This is a genomic window from Synechococcus sp. KORDI-52 (assembly GCF_000737595.1).
Lineage (GTDB): Bacteria > Cyanobacteriota > Cyanobacteriia > PCC-6307 > Cyanobiaceae > Parasynechococcus.
This window is the reverse complement of record NZ_CP006271.1, coordinates 730,811-748,324: the sequence shown is the minus strand read 5'-3', so window position 1 is coordinate 748,324 and position 17,514 is coordinate 730,811. Positions and strand designations below refer to the sequence as shown.

At 55.4% G+C, this 17,514-nt stretch carries 16 protein-coding genes; 11 read left to right on the top strand and 5 right to left on the bottom strand.

The window, feature by feature from the left end; all coding sequences use genetic code 11:
- Positions 1 to 2 precede the first annotated feature (2 nt).
- Positions 3 to 260, bottom strand: a complete 258-nt coding sequence (gene grxC / locus KR52_RS03690; RefSeq protein ID WP_038552616.1) for a glutaredoxin 3 — start codon at positions 258 to 260, stop codon at positions 3 to 5.
- A 77-nt stretch (positions 261 to 337) separates the two neighbouring features.
- On the opposite strand from grxC, the gene prfB reads away from it, so the two are divergent.
- The 8 genes from prfB (at position 338) to KR52_RS13535 (ending at position 6,180) form a co-directional block, all read left to right on the top strand.
- Positions 338 to 1,466, top strand: a protein-coding gene (gene prfB, locus KR52_RS03685) for a peptide chain release factor 2 (RefSeq protein WP_156957578.1) whose coding sequence is annotated in 2 segments (ribosomal slippage) — positions 338 to 412 and positions 414 to 1,466 — 1,128 coding nt in all. Because the reading frame shifts where the segments join, the coding sequence is not laid out codon by codon here.
- A gap of 4 nt (positions 1,467 to 1,470) precedes the next feature.
- Positions 1,471 to 1,635: a DUF3285 domain-containing protein gene (locus KR52_RS13540; RefSeq protein WP_071840165.1), complete on the top strand. Its 165-nt coding sequence runs from the start codon at positions 1,471 to 1,473 to the stop codon at positions 1,633 to 1,635.
- 2 nt (positions 1,636 to 1,637) lie between these two features.
- Positions 1,638 to 2,156, top strand: coding sequence for an rRNA maturation RNase YbeY (gene ybeY / locus KR52_RS03680; RefSeq protein WP_038552610.1), 519 nt, complete (start codon positions 1,638 to 1,640; stop codon positions 2,154 to 2,156).
- Between the two features lie 103 nt (positions 2,157 to 2,259).
- On the top strand, positions 2,260 to 2,667 hold the full coding sequence (locus tag KR52_RS03675) for a diacylglycerol kinase family protein (RefSeq protein ID WP_253912467.1): 408 nt from the start codon (positions 2,260 to 2,262) through the stop codon (positions 2,665 to 2,667).
- Between the two features lie 14 nt (positions 2,668 to 2,681).
- Positions 2,682 to 3,275, top strand: a complete 594-nt coding sequence (locus tag KR52_RS03670) for an aminodeoxychorismate/anthranilate synthase component II (protein ID WP_038552608.1) — start codon at positions 2,682 to 2,684, stop codon at positions 3,273 to 3,275.
- A gap of 35 nt (positions 3,276 to 3,310) precedes the next feature.
- Entirely contained in the window at positions 3,311 to 4,033 is a 723-nt protein-coding gene (locus tag KR52_RS03665; RefSeq protein ID WP_038552605.1) for an MBL fold metallo-hydrolase, read from the top strand.
- Between the two features lie 144 nt (positions 4,034 to 4,177).
- Positions 4,178 to 5,158: a hypothetical protein gene (locus KR52_RS03660; protein WP_156957577.1), complete on the top strand. Its 981-nt coding sequence runs from the start codon at positions 4,178 to 4,180 to the stop codon at positions 5,156 to 5,158.
- Positions 5,159 to 5,313: 155 nt separating this feature from the next.
- On the top strand, positions 5,314 to 6,180 hold the full coding sequence (locus tag KR52_RS13535) for a CPBP family intramembrane glutamic endopeptidase (RefSeq protein ID WP_084221940.1): 867 nt from the start codon (positions 5,314 to 5,316) through the stop codon (positions 6,178 to 6,180).
- 168 nt (positions 6,181 to 6,348) lie between these two features.
- Here KR52_RS13535 and KR52_RS03655 read toward each other — a convergent pair whose 3' ends face one another.
- Together KR52_RS03655 and KR52_RS03650 are read right to left on the bottom strand one after the other, a co-directional pair.
- Positions 6,349 to 7,341 (bottom strand): asparaginase, encoded by a 993-nt coding sequence (locus KR52_RS03655; RefSeq protein ID WP_038552598.1) that lies wholly within the window; start codon positions 7,339 to 7,341, stop codon positions 6,349 to 6,351.
- Entirely contained in the window at positions 7,338 to 8,477 is a 1,140-nt protein-coding gene (locus tag KR52_RS03650; RefSeq protein ID WP_038552595.1) for a histidinol-phosphate transaminase, read from the bottom strand. The genes KR52_RS03655 and KR52_RS03650 overlap by 4 nt, the downstream gene beginning before the upstream one ends.
- Positions 8,478 to 8,736: 259 nt before the next feature.
- On the opposite strand from KR52_RS03650, the gene KR52_RS03645 reads away from it, so the two are divergent.
- The 3 genes from KR52_RS03645 (at position 8,737) to KR52_RS03635 (ending at position 13,691) form a co-directional block, all read left to right on the top strand.
- A complete protein-coding gene (locus KR52_RS03645) occupies positions 8,737 to 9,765 on the top strand; it encodes a patatin-like phospholipase family protein (RefSeq protein ID WP_038552592.1) in 1,029 nt (342 codons plus the stop codon).
- 565 nt (positions 9,766 to 10,330) lie between these two features.
- Positions 10,331 to 12,199, top strand: a complete 1,869-nt coding sequence (locus KR52_RS03640; protein ID WP_038552588.1) for a hypothetical protein — start codon at positions 10,331 to 10,333, stop codon at positions 12,197 to 12,199.
- A gap of 637 nt (positions 12,200 to 12,836) precedes the next feature.
- Positions 12,837 to 13,691 carry an oxygenase MpaB family protein gene (locus tag KR52_RS03635; protein WP_253912445.1) on the top strand — a complete coding sequence of 285 codons (855 nt, stop codon included), beginning with the start codon at positions 12,837 to 12,839 and terminating at the stop codon, positions 13,689 to 13,691.
- A gap of 148 nt (positions 13,692 to 13,839) precedes the next feature.
- Here KR52_RS03635 and KR52_RS03630 read toward each other — a convergent pair whose 3' ends face one another.
- Entirely contained in the window at positions 13,840 to 14,673 is an 834-nt protein-coding gene (locus KR52_RS03630) for a mechanosensitive ion channel family protein (RefSeq protein ID WP_038552582.1), read from the bottom strand.
- A 1,007-nt stretch (positions 14,674 to 15,680) separates the two neighbouring features.
- Positions 15,681 to 17,513 carry a bifunctional diguanylate cyclase/phosphodiesterase gene (locus tag KR52_RS13530; protein WP_071840164.1) on the bottom strand — a complete coding sequence of 611 codons (1,833 nt, stop codon included), beginning with the start codon at positions 17,511 to 17,513 and terminating at the stop codon, positions 15,681 to 15,683.
- Between the last annotated feature and the right edge of the window lies 1 nt (position 17,514).

Genomic DNA, 17,514 nt, shown 5'->3' with positions numbered 1-17,514 from the left:
GATCAGGCCTTCAGCAGTGCATCGAGCTCACCGGCGCGGTCCAGGGCATGGAGATCGTCACAGCCACCGATGTGGCGATCATCGATGTAAACCTGCGGAACACTGCGGCGACCATCACCCCGGGCCGCCATCGCATCGCGAGCGGGCTCATCCCCATCCACGCTGTGCTCGGTGTAGCTCACCCCCTTGCGATCCAGGAGCCCCTTGGCGCGGACGCAGAACGGGCAGGTGCGCCAGGTGTAGATCTCAACCTTGGCCATTGCGTTGGTGATGCCAGTGGTCGGATCCTATGCAGCAACTGCGCTGATAGCGTCAGAGGCTGATCAGGACCGAGTCCTTGCTGGATCTCACCGACTTCAAACGCGACCTCTCCGAGCTCACTGACCGCCTGGGCCATGCCCAGGACTGTCTTTGACGTTCCTGCACTGAACGCCAGGCAACAGGATCTCGAACAACTCGCGGCCCAGCCCGATTTCTGGGATGACCAGCAGAACGCCCAGAAGCAGATGCGGCGTCTGGATGAGGTGAAGGCACAGCTGTCTCAGCTGGCCGGATGGCGCGGTGCTGTCGATGACGCCCAGGCCACCCTTGAGCTCTACGAGCTGGAGCCTGACGAGGACCTGCTGCAGGAGGCTCAGAACGGTCTGAACCAGCTGCGTCAGGGGCTGGACCGCTGGGAACTGGAGCGTCTGCTCAGCGGCGAATACGACAAAGAGGGTGCCGTGCTCAGCATCAATGCAGGTGCCGGCGGCACGGATGCCCAGGACTGGGCCCAGATGCTGCTGCGCATGTACACCCGCTGGGCGGAAGACCGCGGCATGAAGGTAACGGTGGACGAACTCTCGGAAGGGGAGGAAGCGGGGATCAAAAGCGCCACGATCGAAGTGGAGGGGCGCTACGCCTACGGCTATCTACGCAACGAAAAGGGCACGCACCGCCTGGTGCGGATCTCGCCCTTCAATGCCAACGACAAACGCCAGACCAGCTTTGCCGGCATCGAGGTGATGCCGAAACTGGAAGAGGAGGTCGACATCGACATTCCCGAAAAGGACCTCGAAGTCACCACCTCACGCTCCGGTGGTGCCGGCGGTCAGAACGTGAACAAGGTGGAGACCGCCGTGCGGATTCTGCACATCCCCACCGGCCTGGCCGTGCGTTGCACCCAGGAACGCTCCCAGCTCCAGAACAAGGAGAAAGCGATGGCCCTGCTCAAGGCCAAGCTGCTGGTGATCGCCCAGGAGCAACGGGCGGCCGAAATCGCCGACATCCGTGGCGACATCGTGGAAGCGGCCTGGGGCAACCAGATCCGCAACTACGTGTTTCACCCATACCAGATGGTGAAAGACCTGCGCACCAACGAGGAAACCAACGATGTGCAAGCGGTGATGGATGGGGCCCTCGACCCCTTCATCGACGCCTCCTTACGCCAGGGTGTCGACAGCCCCGGCGCCGACGCCGATTCCTGATCCCATGGCCAGCGAGAGCACCCCACCGCCGAGCTTCGTCAAACAGGCCATGCGCAACATGGTGCGCAAGGGCAGCAAAAGCCTGTTTCACTTCGGCCTCACCGCCATGGGATTCCTCGGCTTCATCACCCTCGTGGCCTGGCTGGGGCGACCGACGCTGCCGGGCTAGGCATGGAGCTCGACCTCGCACTGGATTTGGAGGGGACGGTGCTGCAACCCTCCGATAGCACTGATCTGCTTGATGAAACGGCCTGGCGCCAGCAGCTGGAGCATTGGCTGAACCGCGTTTGCGGGGATTTGAGCCTCAACTGCCCAACCCTGGTTCGGGCGGCAGAGGAGCTGAGCCTGGGGCTGCGCTTCACCGACGACACCAGCATTGCGGCGTTGAACAACGCCTGGCGCCAGAAAGCAGGCCCCACGGATGTGTTGTCGTTTGCAGCCCTCGACGACGCCGGCAACTGGATGGAAGGCCCCAGCATCGAACTGGGGGACATCGTCGTTTCCCTAGAGACGGCCCGGCGACAGGCCCAGGAGCAGGGCCACAGCCTGCAGCGGGAATTGCGCTGGCTGGTGAGCCATGGCCTGCTGCATCTGCTGGGCTGGGACCATCCCGATGACGACAGCCTCGCGGCGATGCTCGCCCTGCAGGAGGGGCTTCTGGCGGATGGATGGCCTGGACAACCCGGGTAGTCTTCAACCAGCGGGCGTGCGCCTGCGGATGCCGAGTTCCGTTCCGATGACCACCGAATCGCCCCGGACCCCATCCGCAGATGCAGCATCGGAGGAGGTGGCCATGGTGCCCAACGCAATGCGACGACGGGGCAGCTGGCGCATCGCTGGCGACCTCCCGGCGAGCTTTCGCTATGCCGCCCAGGGCCTCGGCTATGCCTTCCTCACCCAGCGCAACTTCCGCATCCATGTGGTGACGGGCGTGGTGGTGTTTGGTCTGGCCGCCTGGCTGCAACTGGATCTGATCCGCCTGGCCGTGCTGGTGCTTACGGTGGCGGCCGTGCTGGTGCTGGAACTGCTGAACACAGCCATGGAAGCGGTGGTGGATCTGGCCATCGGCCGGCGCTACCACCCCTTGGCCCGCATCGCCAAAGACTGTGCTGCTGCCGCCGTGCTGACAGCTGCCATCAGCTCCTTGCTGATCGCTCTGTTTCTCCTGCTTCCGCCGCTCCTGCTCCGCCTGGGGCTCTGACTCCCGATTCGCTGATGCTGCTGGTCATCGACAACTACGACAGCTTCACCTTCAACCTGGTGCAGTACTTCGGTGAACTCGCCGCCCAGCATCCGCTGGCGGCGGATCTGCAGGTGCATCGCAACGACGCCATCAGCCTCGAGCAGATCCGTGCCCTGAAGCCGGACGCGATCCTGTTGTCGCCGGGCCCTGGCGACCCGGATCAATCGGGCGTCTGCCTCGACATCCTCAAAGAGCTTTCAGCAACGGTGCCCACGCTGGGGGTATGCCTGGGCCATCAGGCCATCGCCCAGGTGTACGGCGGCCGGGTGGTGCGCGCCCAGCAGCAGATGCACGGCAAAACCTCACCGGTGCTGCACAAGGGCGACGGCGTGTTCGCCGGCCTTCCCCAACCGCTGACGGCCACCCGCTACCACTCCCTGATCGCCGAACGCGACACCCTGCCGGACTGCCTCGAGGTCACCGCATGGCTCGAGGACGGCACCATCATGGGCCTGCGGCACCGGGAGCATCACCACCTGCAGGGGGTGCAGTTCCACCCCGAAAGCGTGCTCACCGATCAGGGCCACCAACTGCTGGCGAACTTTCTGCGGGAAGCCGAGGGATAACGCTGTTAGCGTCCAGAGCCAGTTCACTGCCGCCCATGTCCGTCCTGCGTTCCGCTGTGACCGCCGCTGCAGGCCTGGCAATCAGCCTCACATCTACGGCCTTCGCGGGCGGTGGAGTGTCGATTAGCAGCTACGGGCAACGGGCCCTGCTGATCCAGGGCGGCGGCCAGTCGGTGCTGCTCAACCCCTACAAGTCGGTGGGTTGTGCCGCTGGCCTGCCGGAACCCCGGCTGACGGCGGGCGTTGTGCTGGCCAACTCCGAACTTGCCGATGAGGGGGCCCGCAACGTCGCCGGCGGCCGCTTTCTGGCGGAACCGGGGTCGTATCGCATCGGCGGCCTGAACCTGGAGGGCTTTTCCAGCCCCCACGACCGGATCGGCGGACGTCGGTTTGGCAATGCCACCCTCTGGCGCTGGCAGCAAGGGGGCCTCAGCTTTGCCCACCTTGGTGCCACCGCTGGTGAACTCAGCGCCGCTGACCGGGTGCTGCTGGGCAACCCCGATGTGCTGATCATCGGCGTGGGCGGCGGCAGCAAGATCTACAACGCCGAAGAAGCCGCGGCGGTGGTGAACCAGTTGAATCCCAAGCGGGTGATTCCAGTGCAGTACGTCAACGGCGAGGCCCCCGAAGGCTGTGATCAAGAGGGTGTGCAACCCTTCCTCAATGCCATGGGCGGCACCGCCGTGCGCCGTGTGGGCCGGACGCAGACTCTGCCGGGCAGCCTTGACGACACCACCGTGATCACAGTGATGCAATAACGGGATCTGAATGGAGCGGTAAGCGTTCACTCAATCACGAGCTGACCTAATACCTAGCAGCACTTACATTGTTGTTTATTCAAACCAATAGGTTGATTACCTGAAACCTTTTATTAGCTTGAATTTATAAATACTATTTTTCTAATGGCTAAGACCACCGCATCTTTGCCTTTACTAAGCTGGCGCTCAGCCTTGGCCGTATATCTAGGGCTCGTCATATTTATCTGTGGAATGCTCTGGGCTACTCCCCTCAAAGGCTCGTGGCATTGGCTCGGATTTGCAGGATTTATCATCATGCCCCTGACTTTGATTGCCATGAGAAAGTCGGGCAATCACGAGGGATCAGCCATTACGCCAACAGCTCTAGCCTTCATGGGCGTAGCCGGGTACAGCAATATCATTTTTATTCCATCAGTAAAACACTGGTATGACACAAATGTTTGGGGTGTCAATCAATTCTACGTGCCCTCCCGCACCGTTTATCCACTGGGCATTCCCATCGATAGCGAGCACATGGTCACAATCCACGCATTCAGCGCCATACTTCTTGCTTGTCTGATAACTTTTCAGTGGATCATTATGCTGCGCGAGCATAGGAGCCCCCAAACTATTCTATGGCATCGACGTATTGGCACATTCACAGCATTTATCGTTCTCCCGACCATGGCGGCATCTGGAATCCTGAGTACCATTTATGTGCTACTTACCCCCTTCAACCAAGTAACATATGGCGCCCTTCCACTGATCATATCAGGCTGCTTGATAACTTCAATTAGAAGGGCAATCAAAGGCAACTATACCTCTCACTTGGATTACACTTATTCGGCTTTTATTATGCTTTGCTCTGCAGCCTTATATCGCTTCGTATGCTTGTTCATTCATCTTAGCGGCCATTCTTTTACAACCTCAACTCAGGCCCCTGTCGACGCAGCCGGAATAATCACTTATCTACTCCTAATAGCATTTATTGTTATTCCTTTTTCGATAATTGGACGCCTAAAAGAAAATATTTTCCCCGCAATAACTCTCCTTTCTGTTCTAATTTTTTCAATGCTATTCGTTCCCTGGCAATTCCTTGGGGCGCCTCAATCGGGCAGCTTATTGAGCCATCTTCATCTTTTCTGAGTCAAAGAAACAACCCAATCAGCACAACTCCACGGGTGATATCAATCACAATGATTTCTTGAACAAATTTGCCACTGAGTTCATTCATCCACTTTCAGCAAAGTCACTTTCAGAGATTTCACCAATAAAGCCCCCTGAGGCAAAACCTCTGCTCTATGGTCAAATCTTTTTTCCAGCACTTGAAGTCTATTGGGGCGAGTTGGCTATTCCAAAGATCCCGATGGATTCCCATTGCTACAGCACTTCCAACCCTTTACGCCCTGGATTTAATCGCCAGAAAGATTTCGATTCAATTTTCAAGCTCTATAGCAACCGCTAATCATGATCTTCTAAGCAAAACAATTAGCCTTACGATATTTGCTTTAATCTTACCCAATTGGCTGCGAATTCGCTGGAACAAGAAAGACCCATGGAGCGAACTGGGATTAAGGAATGTTCCTCGCCTTAGCTCACTAACTTACTTCCTGACGGGACTTTGCATAGCCGCAGCATTTCTTTTAAAAATCTGCATAGCCGGCCTAGGCGGAAGCTGGGCCAATTGGATCAGCGATATTGAAATTTCTAAATTAGTGAACGCTTTAGTACTGGGAATAAGCATGGGGATGGCCGCAGAAATAGTATTCCGTGGCTGGCTATGGGGCGAGCTCAACCTGTTAATTGGGCCGCAGCGTGCATTACCAGCCCAGGCAATCATCTTTAGTTTGTTCTTCACCGATCCCAACATACAAGGAATTTGGAAGCTGGGATCTATAGTTGGACTCTTTCTATTTGCAATGGTTTTGGCTATCAGACGACGTCAAAACCAATACTCTCTTTGGGGGTCCATAGGGCTCCATGGAGGACTAGCTGGAGGATGGCATGCACTTCAATCTGGACTTCTTGATTGGTCACCCACCACTCCCTTATGGCTAATTGGTCCGCAGAACAAGCCTATTGCAGGGCTAGCTGGAATTTCAGCCTTATGTGTTCTCATCTTTTTTCAGTTGATCACATTATCCAGGTCGAGTCGAAAGTTCCATTGACTTAGAGACATCTATCTTGCACAACTTTTCAGCAACTTCATGGCCCACCGGCAGGCTCGCCTCACCCTCGCGCTCCAGCGCTGTTCCATACAAAAAAACCAGCCGATGCCTTCAAGTTCCAGACCCCAGTCCTGCGGCGGTACCTTCAACATTGGCCACTGCCGGGCATCAGCTGATGAGCTGACGTTGAGCAATCAACCCTGCCAAAGCCACACCATCACAGCCTGCGATCGACGCCAGCAGCAGCAACACCCGCGCTTTCTGGGGATTGAGACTGCCTGCGGGCAGGAGCCCAAGACGTTCATCCCCGGGATGGTGGTGCACGGGGCCAGACCCACAGCGGTTGGCCCGCAGCATCAACGGCCGCCGTCCTGACCAATCCTGAAGAGCCGAACGCTCAGCCGCCGACAACTGGCCGGCGCCGGTGCCGGTGAGCACCAGACCCGCAACATCGGCATTGAGACATGCCGTGAGCAGGAGCGGCTCGGGCTCCACACACCCATAGACAATCGGCACCTGGGGCCATTGCTCGGGTAAATCAAGATTGGCGAAGGGCACCTGCCGGGATCCGCTCGCCATGGGCAGATGAACGCCAACGTCATCCACCCAACCCAAAGGCCCGCTGCCGGGGCTGGCAAAAGCGCCCACCCCCTGAGTGGCCAGCTTGCTGACCCACTGAGCAGCATGGATCTGGCCATCCATCACCACCAGCGCACCATGGCCGCGGGCTTCACGGCTCAGGGCCACCTGCACCGCCTGATAAAGATTCAACGGACCATCAGCGCTGAGGGCGGTGGCCGGTCGCATGGCCCCCACCAGCACCACCGGCCGGGGATCCTCGATCAACAACTGCAGCAACCAAGCGGTTTCCTCGAGGGTGTTAGTGCCATGGGTGATCACCACCCCGCTCAGCTCAGGGTCTGCTGCCAAGGCCTCACGAATGCGCCCCACCAGCAGGCGCCAATGCTCGAAGAGCAGATCAGCGCTGTCCACATTGGCGATCTGCTCCACGTCGATCGCCGCCAGCTCCCGAAGCTGAGGCACCGCTGCCAGCAGGGCATCACCCCCGAGCACGCCCGCGGTGTAGTTGTTCAGCGTTGCCCGGTCGTCGGCGCAGCCGGCGATGGTGCCGCCGGTGGCAAGCAGCAGCAGGCGCTTCATCGCTCCAGGGGGAGGAAGGCCGCCATGAAGCGCTGCATCTGGCTGGTGGTGCCGATGCTCACCCGGAAACAGCCATCGATCAGTGGCTTGCCCGCCATGGGGCGAATCAGGATGCCCTCACGACGTAGGGCCCCATCAACCTCAGCCACCGGGCGCTGGGGCCAGATCAACAGGTAATTGCCACCAGCGCAGTGGTGGCGAACACCGGCCTGGCGCAGCGCCTCCAGGGTCCAGTCGCGGGCCCGCAACACCTCCGCCACGTAGGCATCCACATAGGGCTGATCGGCCAAGGCGGCAAAGGCCGCCGCCACCGCCACGCTGTTCACGTCGTAGGGGCCGGTGACACGGCTCACCCGATCAACAACATCGGCATGGCCGATGGCAAAACCGATACGCAGACCCGCCAAACCGGCCGTCTTGGCTAGGGAGCGAAACACCAGCAGATTTGGTGTGGCCGTGAAATCAGCGCACGGCAGCACGCTGTCTCCAGTGAAGGCCTCGTAGAGCTCGTCGACCACCACCAACGAGCCCGGAGCTGAGGCCGCCAAAGCAATCAGCTGATCCGCTGGCAGACGCGTGCCAGTGGGATTGTTGGGGTTGCAGATCAACAGCAACCGCGGCGCACGAGCCGCCAATGCCTCCTGAATTGCAGCCAGGGGAAAGTCGAACGTCTCGCCTTGGTAGGGGATCGCCTCGATCGTCATGCCCTGCATGCCGGCACAGGGTGTGTAGTAGCCGAAGGTGGGTGATGTTGTCAGCAACGTCTCTCCGGCAGAGCCATAGGCCTGGAACACGGCGTGAATGGCAGCATCAATGCCGTTGAACAGGCCCACCTGCTCGGGCAGCAGACCGGGGCGGCAGCCGGTTTCCAGCAGGTTCTGGACCAAGGCCTCCCGCAGTCCGTCGTATTCGGGATAAACGGCGATCTCCTCGGTGCTGAAGTTGCGCAGCACCTGGGCCACCAGAGGGCTGGGGCCAATCGTGTTTTCGTTGAAATCAAGCCGCAACATGCCCCGACGCCCCTCCAACGGCGCGCTATAGGCCTTCAGCCGCTCCACCTCAGGACGCGCCGGGGGAACGCACTTACCAGGCTCAGCAGAGGTGCCCCCAGTCGCGGCAGGTTCAGGCATGGCCATCGGTGCAGTCGCCCATCATGGGAAGTCTGAAGCAGTGTCTTGCCGACGAACAGTGCGCCCGGTCCGCCAAGCAGCCTGGAGGAATGAGGATCCAAGGATCAAGTCAGCCGGTGGAAGCGGGAGCGACGCAGTCGTCGAACAGGAGACGTTCAAAATCAGCTAGCCAGATCAGACAATCAAGAAACTAAAAAATTTCTTAGACGAAGAAGGCATCGACACGAAGGCGATTAAAGAAGAACATTCAGATTCGCAATTGAGCGTGACAAGCAAACTGATCCTGTCGCTGGATGGGGGTGGAATCAGGGGAGCAGCAAGCGCACGGTTCCTCAAGCGAGTGGAGGAAAAACTTGAGGCAGACCACAACAAATCGCTGCGCGACTGCGTTGATTTCTATGCGGGAACCAGCACCGGCAGCATCATTGCGCTGGCGCTTGCGACCACAGATCTTTCCACCAGAAAAATCGATGAACTTTACAGCTATAACAACGCCTCTGAGATTTTTGCACGTCGACTGGTCAGCCGAGGTTATTCAATGCCTAAATACAAAGCATCAGGGAAGACAAGAGTCCTTCGAGAATGCCTGGGTGATCGCACAATTAATTCAGTGGAAGAAGGCAAGCACATCCTCGTCATGGCGTACTCTCTCGAGGACAGAAGGCCAAAGGTCATCAAGTCAACGAAAGACAAATATCACGGATTGGCTGCTTATCAAGCCGCAGACGCCTCAAGCGCGGCTCCAACATTTTTCCCAACCAAAGAAGTTCAACTATCACACGAAGACGAGAGCACCTGGCTGGTTGACGGTGGGGTGACCGCCAACAATCCGACCATGTGCGCCATCGCCGAAGCGAAGCGGACCTGGAAGCTTCCGCTTGAACAGCTGAAAGTGGTTTCCATTGGAACAGGCCATCGATCGAAAACAGTTGACGGGAAAAAATCTCAGAGATGGGGAGCAATAGGATGGTTTACGCGAGGGAAAATTCTCGACATCCTGAGTGATGAGCACGTTGTGGCCTATCAGGCCATCACAATTGCCGAGCCAGGAAGTTACATTCGGGTTGATTCGCAGATCAAATATCATCATGGGTTGCACGACGACGACGCCCCCAAAGAAGAAATGGACGAAGTGACCCCAGAAAACATCACGAAACTAAGAAATATGGGTGAATTCTGGTTTCAGCAATATGGAGATCAGGTAGTCAACTTGCTGGTTGACCAATACAAAGGAGAGTCGCTCGATCGAATCAACTATGCAACAGGAAAGCCGATCGTTTTCCCAGGGCACTGAATCAGATAGCTCAACCTACTGAGCGGCTAGCGATCCAAAGAAGGGTTCGACAAGACATACTGGTTGTCGTCCTCGTAGTACGTAAGGGCATTAAGCCCATCAGGTGAAAAATTGAACAACTGTCCATCCGGAACCACCTTATGGCTCTCACTGGATTCTCTGGGGGTGCTTTTAAGCTGGACTTGAGGCTTTTAGACATGGCTGCCAAGAAAGATCACACCGCTCACCAAAGCCAAGCCCTGCCGAAGCCGTCGAGCGAACGACAATTTGGCAACCTTATGACGAAAAGAATTTCATGAACCGTTAGAAGCACGTATTAAAAGCACAGCACTGCAGATGGACTCTGCCACTCACTTTTGAACAAAGAATATGTTTATGGGTGCCATTTCCAAGCCAACGAACAGAGAGCAAAAGAACGACTCATCTCAAGAGCTATGTTCGATTACCCCTGTGAGCAGAATCACAACCTGCACTGATTGGGATCATCAAGTGATCATTTGAACCAGCAATGGTGCATGCAGCGGGGCATTACGTCCGCTCGATTCAACCATTTGCACTTTTGAAAATGACAGACGAACGCAAGCTGACGGCGCAACGGGTCCGGCAGGACGCGACCGATCTCGCTGCCCGCCGCGATCATCCACTCCATCAAGCGAACGGCGATGAGCAGCGCTATGAATCCGCGCACTACCCGATGAGCTTCACCAAAGGGCTTGCTCACGACGTCACAACTGGCTTGGTGGAGCGATCAGGTGATTTCAAGGCGTTCCGTTCCGCGATCGACAACGGCTTTGCCGAAGACTTCACCCGTCAGGTGGCGGTTCCACGTGATGAACCGCGCCGTCAATGGGAGGCCCCCACGGCGGGAACGGTCTACGAACTTCAAGGGCCTGACCCCCAGGCGGTCACCATCCCGCCTGCTCCAGCACTGTGCAGCGATGAACTGACCTTTGAAATGGCGGAGGTTTACGAACTCGCGTTGTTGCGCGATGTGCCTTTCAACGCCTTCGTTGCGGGGGGTGGCTCAGCTGCACTGACTGGTGCGACCACACGCCTCAATAGCCTTGCCTACGCCCAGGAGGGCTTCAACAGCAGGCCGCGCACCACCAACAGCAGCGATCAGCTCGACGCACAGACCGTCTTTCGCGGTTCGAGTCCGGGAGTGGATCGCGGCCCCTACCTCTCCCAATTCATGCTCATCGGCAATGCCAGTCCGAGTGAGGGCATCACGCCGGAGCAAGGCTTTATCAACTTCGGTGCCCAGAGGATCGACCAGCGCGTGCTGGAGGCGAAGCAGCACGACGACTACATGATGAGGTGGGCTGAATGGCACCGGGTTCAGCAGGGTTATGACGTCCGATCCGATCGTTTCGATCCCTGCAAACCCCAAACTGCAGGGCAGGCCTTCACGGGCGAGCGTCGCTTCATTCACACCCCCCGTGATCTGGCGACCTATGTGCACGTGGATGCGCTGTATCAGGCCTACCTCAACGCCTGCCTGCTGTTGCTTGGCAACGGAACACCGTTTGATCCAGGTTTCGATCGTCTCTCGGGTGGCGGAGAAGGCCTGCTGCATGACCCTGCCAGTGGGCAGAAAGTTGCCTTGAATGCCGGTGGCTTTGCCCTTTGGGGCGGCCCCCATGTGCTCAGCCTGGTGACGGAGGTGGCAACACGCGGACTCAAGGCCGTGCGCTACCAGAAGTTCAACAATCATCTGCGTCTGCGCCCGGAAGCCTTGGCTGCACGAATTGAAAAAGCGCAGGAGATTGAAACCCGCTTCCCAGAGGCCTGTGGTTGCTTCAGCGGGATGGCCAGGGCGTTGGGCGAGACGGTGGCGTTGATTCGCGATCACAACCAGACGCTCGCTGGAGAGGCCACGGCCCTGTTGCCGATGGCCTTCGCGGAAGGTTCGCCAATGCACCCTGCCTATGGGGCCGGACATGCCACCGTTGCCGGTGCTTGTGTGACCATTCTGAAAGCTTTCTTCAACACGTCCGCACTGTTCGTCAAGATCAATGACGCAGCTGGCTTCTACAGCAAGCAACACATCATTGCTCGCCTCAAGTGTGGTGATTCAGTCGAAGCAGGGGCTTATCAAGTCACAGACTGCGGCAAGAGACTGGAGTTCAAACGCTGTGGTTCGTTCCAGTTGAACGATGAAAAGTACGCCACATTCAAGCCAGATGGGCAAGCCAACCAACCTTGCTCTCCTCTGACCCTGGAGGGTGAACTCAACAAGCTGGCAGCAAACATCTCCATTGGCCGCAACATGGCCGGGGTGCACTACTTCTCGGATTACTACGACAGCCTACGACTGGGAGAGGAAATTGCCTTGGGCATCCTCGAAGAACAAGCCCTCTGCTACAAGACAGACCCCTTTGTTCTCTCTGTGCCGACATTCGATGGGACTGTGCGGCGCATCGGCCAGCGATAGGTCCTGGCTTAGGTGAATCGAGATTGATTCCAACATGTCAAAGCAATCAGCGGATCGCGCTACCAACGCGGCCGCTGATTTTTCCTATGGGAAGCAAAGCGGGACCGCTGAACAAAGAAGACTTGAGGAGCCTGAAGAGCTGGTCTTCGAACACAGCAAGGCACACATTGACAACAGTGAAGCATCTGATCAAGACGAAAGGCATTCAAGAGCGAAGCTTCGAACCGCTCAATCCAAGAGGGAATCAAGAACAGGGGATGGAAATTTAAAACCATCCATGTTGAGAAGACCAGCATGCTGGCGTCCCGCATTAGGATATAACTCCAGGCAAAACGTAAAAGATGCTATCTTAGCCACATGAAACAGTTACCAGCAACACAAACGGACGGAGTCCTATGGAGAAAAAGGCTGACAAATACAGACTCGAAGAACCACCTCCAGAAACTCAACACTTGAAACAAAAGAGAGCTTTGCCGAAAATAAAAAGCGACCTGAAGAAAGAAACTGCCAGATCTTTCTTGCACTAGAGCCAGCACATATCGTTAGAGTAAAGCTTGTGAACAGGCGGGTTACGAACATCCTTTCCATGACGCGTTCTGGGTCAGAGCGAAGCTCGGATCAAGACATGGACAGGACATTGGATCCCATCATTCTGGAACGGTGCAGGGATCTGGTGGGGCTCCTCTTCCCGTGGGACATGAACCGGGCACTGGAGCTGGCCTTGCTGAAGACCTTCTGTCTTCCATCGATTTCAGGGTTGCTGCACCAGACCGGCGAATTCGAACAACGCCCTCGAAAGCGCTACGACGACACGGCCCTGATCGTGGCAGAACTGGTACGGCTCGGTCCGGACAGTCCCGGGGGCAAGGCCATCATCCAGCGCCTCAATCGAATTCATGGCAGCTACGCCATTCGCCAGTCGGATTACGCCTACGTGCTCTCAGGTTTCGTGGCCGAGCCCATTCGCTGGATCGAGAATTACGGCTGGAGAGCTCTACAGCCGGAGGAACAAAAGGCGTTGTTCCTGTTCTGGGATCATGTGGGCAGCCTGATGCAGATCGAGCAACGTCCACGCAGTCTGCGGGAGTTGATGGAGCTCAATCAGAACGCCGATGTTGAACTCTTTGGCTGTGCTGCAAGCAACCAACACATCGCGGATGCCACGGTAACGATGCTGCTAACCCCCTGGCCCGCTCCAATGCATCCATGGCTGCGATCCATTGTGTGCAGCCTGCTGGATCCAAAGACACTGCGGAGCCTCAACTGGCCAAAGGCACCTGAGTGGCAAAGCAAAACCGTTCGAATGGCACTCCAGTACCGCGGCCTCATCCTGAGAGCAACTCGCCAGTTCAGAACTCCCAGGAGACGACGCTTTTTCTCAGAGCGAGCGACGCCAAGCTATGGATCACAGTTCAACTTGAACCAACTGGGCCCACCCTCAATGTTGGCGCGATTGAACAGCGCCAATCATCGGGATGACATGGAGACATGAAACGCTTGAGCGACGTGGCAGATCGTCAGTTCAATCGGATCAAATGTCGGGAGCCCCTGGAGCGGGGCTCCAGCAACGGCACGCATCGCCCGGGGCGGCTGAGCATCATCCTGGAGCAAAGAAATATGCTTTCAAGACCAGAGACGGATTAGTTCAATGAATTGCGTTGCATCTCCACAGGAATTCGGGGCACGGGAAACCCAGCCTGACCCAGCACATCAACAATCATGCGATTGGTATCGAAATAAACCTGCCAATAATTGCTGGTGTGGGTGTAAGGGCGGACGGCCAAACGGGGCCCACGCTCGCTGAACTCAAGAACTTCAACATCAGCATCAACGCCACTGGCTTGGTTCGGGACGTTCTTGAGACCAGCCTTCAGCACACTGATCGCTTGCGGCACATCGGCACTGTTGTCGAGTTGCGCAACAAGCTCAACGCGACGGTATGGCGTCGCTGAATAATTCTTGATTGTGTCTCCGAACAGCTTGGCATTACCGACAATGTTCACCACATTGTCGTCAGAAGTGATCGAAGTAACAAACATGCCTAGCTCCTTCACAGTACCAACCACTCCTCCGCCCTCGATGTAGTCACCAACGGAGATCGGGCGAAACAACTGAAGAAAGACCCCAGCGGCAAAATTGCCCAGCATCCCACTCCAGGCAGCACCAATGGCAATACCAGCACCAGCGAGCAGAGCGGCAAAACTGGTGGTTTCGATGCCGAAGAAGCCGAGAATGGCAACAACAAGAACAACCCTGAGCACCACACCGATGATGCTCAACAGATAATTCACAAGAGTGGGATCAAGTGCACCCTTCCTGAAGAACTGGCGAAGCAGACGGATCGCCAAACCGATCAGCCAGCCGCCAACAATCCAAAGGGCAGCAGCACCGAGAAGTTTGAACAGAAAAGGAACGATGAGAGCGGAAACACTGTCGATACTGAACGTCGCCAGTGCTAACGGGTACAACCCCATGAGCGTCAAATCCGATGAATCACGACTCCATAACCATGAACATACGGGCGATCAACGTCAGCCGATGAACAGCAACATTCACAAAGCCTTACGACAATTGTGCGAGAAAGAACGTCACAGACGCCTATAAACGACATAGCAGACTGGTGGCGAGAAAGCGCCTAAAAAAGCCTAAGCAGTTATTGCCTCGAGTGGAGAAAGGTCAGGCACGAAGCGACAGATGGAAAACACAATGCGAAGATCTCGAAAGCCAACCCAGGAGAGACAATTATTTGCCATGAGTCTCCAAATGCACAAAAATCCTTAACGCAGAAGAATTAACAACATAGCTAAACACCATTAATGCAATTCAATAAACAGAGGCGGCGCACAAGTGTTCTCGACACCAATCCAAAGCCCACCCATACCTACAGGGGGGGGGGGGGGGGCAATCGATGAGAAAAAACCCAGGAAGCATCAGGGCTTACTGGATAGTTAACAGCACGACTGGATTGATTATTGGCATTACTGGTCTAATCACTGCTATCGGAGTAATAACCTTTAGCCTGTCCAAGGCACACCCTGTAGCCGGACCAAATCAACCATACTCAGAGCCACCCCCTGCCCATCAACACCAAAACGAGCAGACAAACTGGCCTTACCAGGCTCCGCCGATCAAGAACCTGGAAAGACAAATATTATTCAAGGCTGTATCCCGTTGCACTGAAACCGGAGCCACGAGATATGCCCAGAACACACTAGAAACCGATGCCAGTCAAAACGCAATTTTCAATAGCGTCTCCAACGGAGGAGCTCCTCAATGCTGCCAAAACAATGTAAGCATCAGCACGGAATAACACAGAATCCGAGGAACGCCTCAAGCCAAGCCAAATACAGCTATTAGACAACAAGGCCTAAAGATCAAGTCACAACAAGCCGGTCTAGCGATCAACTTAAAACAGGAAGTCCAAAATTCATGACAAAAGTGGCAACTAAATTACATGAGCCGAACAACAAGTTAAGTCACATCAACTCTGGTTATTTGCTCCATCTTCAGGCAAAGAAAAAAGCAAGGCTTTGTCGGTCTGATGTTCCAGAAGCAGACAATATTCAGAAAACTCGATTGGCCGAGAAAAGTAATAGCCCTGAAACACTTGATATCCCATGTCGCGAAGAACACTGAATTGCTCTGCGGTCTCAACCCCTTCAACGATCGCAGAAGCCCCAATCGACGATGCAAGAGCAAGACTCGCATTCAAGATAGCGACAGAAGGTTCTGCAGGTTCAGATGAACTATGCTCTCTGTGATTGGCAGAATGCATATTTGCAACGAAACTCTGATCAAGCTTGAGGGAGTGAATTGGCAAGGAAAGAAGACTGGAAAGACTAGCAAAACCAGTACCAAAGTCATCAATATGAAGGCGGATACCAGCTTCATGAATTCCCTTCAACCGTCGAATAGCAAGATCATCCAAGAATCCTGACTCAGTAATCTCGATATACAGAAGATGCACTGGAACCTCAAACCGATGCAAATTCAACAACAACGTCTCCAAGACATCGTGCTGGCGAGAAGAAAGTTGACTGGCGGAAATATTAATAGAAAGTGGAGGAGGTAGGTTCTCATCCCCACGAAATGATGAAAGAGCACGGCAGGCAGCTTCGATCACCCATTCACCAATCAAATGGATTTGGCCAGTCTGCTCAGCCAGGGGAATAAACGATCCAGGACTCACGGAGCCAAGGCTCCCACTCTCCCAACGCAAAAGTGCTTCAGCACCAATGATCTGACCTGAAACATTCCATTGCGGCTGATAAACAAGACGAAATTCGTCCTGGAGCACAGCTTGGCGAAGACTCATTTCCAGATTCAATAATTCGGCAGTTCTTGATGGAATTTCTTCTCCAAAAACAACAACAGGCTCAGTGGGAGAATTAATCCTTCTAGCCTGATCCAAGGCAGACGCTGCATGAGCCAAAATTGAAGCTTCATTGTCTCCATGTTCTGGGAAAGAACTAACACCTGCATGAAAACCAAGGCCATAAAAGCCGTTTCCAAGATTTTCCAACAATGATGGAAATTGCCGGCGCAATTGAAGGGCTGCTGACTGTGCAGCCTTTGAATCACGACCAGGTAAAATAATTAAAAACTCATCTGAATCAGGCCGAATCAAATGATCTCCTTCTTGCAGCCAGTTCTGCAAGACACTTGCGGCAGCTCGAAGAATTTCGTCACCTGTTTCTCGTCCAAGGTATGTGTTAAGCCGACCAAAACCCTTTAAATCAATCCAAACCAGTGACAAAGTGACGGAGTCGGAAATTAGACCCTGTAGCAAAGGATCTGCACTCTTTAGATTTCCAAGACCAGTTAGTTGATCGCGATAAAGACTGGCCTGTAATTTGAGCAACGAATCCTGCTGAAGGTCGACATTAACCATGAGGCCTTCGCAGATCAGAAGATTCTGTTGCCGACGCACACTCATCCGTACTTCATACCAGGACCAGCGTCCATCCGGCGAAACACCACGAAAGGGGCGGCTCGTGACGTCATGACCATATCCATCACTGGCCAACAACTGCCCCGCCACATTTGTCATATAGTCTCGATCGTCGGGATGGACATCTTCTAAAAACGCATGAAGCAGCTTTTTTGCTGATCCACTTTCAACAAACGACTGATCGGTAAAGTGGCAATGAATATAGTCGTCAGACTTAAAGTAGTCCTGCATTTCCTTTCCTTCTGGTGACAAAGGAAATCGAAAAAACTCAACGCCAGCTCGCCTGAGAAGGTCAACGATGTCCGTTCGAACCTGACCTTGGTCCTTCAGAATGTCGCCAGACGGCAGATCAGGATGAGTCATG

Coding starts and splice junctions, on each gene's coding strand:
- grxC (WP_038552616.1), bottom strand. CDS start 260: ATGGCCAAGGTTGAGATCTACACCTGGCGCACCTGCCCGTTCTGCGTC.
- KR52_RS13540 (WP_071840165.1), top strand. CDS start 1,471: ATGGCCAGCGAGAGCACCCCACCGCCGAGCTTCGTCAAACAGGCCATG.
- ybeY (WP_038552610.1), top strand. CDS start 1,638: ATGGAGCTCGACCTCGCACTGGATTTGGAGGGGACGGTGCTGCAACCC.
- KR52_RS03675 (WP_253912467.1), top strand. CDS start 2,260: ATGGTGCCCAACGCAATGCGACGACGGGGCAGCTGGCGCATCGCTGGC.
- KR52_RS03670 (WP_038552608.1), top strand. CDS start 2,682: ATGCTGCTGGTCATCGACAACTACGACAGCTTCACCTTCAACCTGGTG.
- KR52_RS03665 (WP_038552605.1), top strand. CDS start 3,311: ATGTCCGTCCTGCGTTCCGCTGTGACCGCCGCTGCAGGCCTGGCAATC.
- KR52_RS03660 (WP_156957577.1), top strand. CDS start 4,178: ATGGCTAAGACCACCGCATCTTTGCCTTTACTAAGCTGGCGCTCAGCC.
- KR52_RS13535 (WP_084221940.1), top strand. CDS start 5,314: ATGGTCAAATCTTTTTTCCAGCACTTGAAGTCTATTGGGGCGAGTTGG.
- KR52_RS03655 (WP_038552598.1), bottom strand. CDS start 7,341: ATGAAGCGCCTGCTGCTGCTTGCCACCGGCGGCACCATCGCCGGCTGC.
- KR52_RS03650 (WP_038552595.1), bottom strand. CDS start 8,477: ATGGCCATGCCTGAACCTGCCGCGACTGGGGGCACCTCTGCTGAGCCT.
- KR52_RS03640 (WP_038552588.1), top strand. CDS start 10,331: ATGACAGACGAACGCAAGCTGACGGCGCAACGGGTCCGGCAGGACGCG.
- KR52_RS03630 (WP_038552582.1), bottom strand. CDS start 14,673: ATGGGGTTGTACCCGTTAGCACTGGCGACGTTCAGTATCGACAGTGTT.
- KR52_RS13530 (WP_071840164.1), bottom strand. CDS start 17,513: ATGACTCATCCTGATCTGCCGTCTGGCGACATTCTGAAGGACCAAGGT.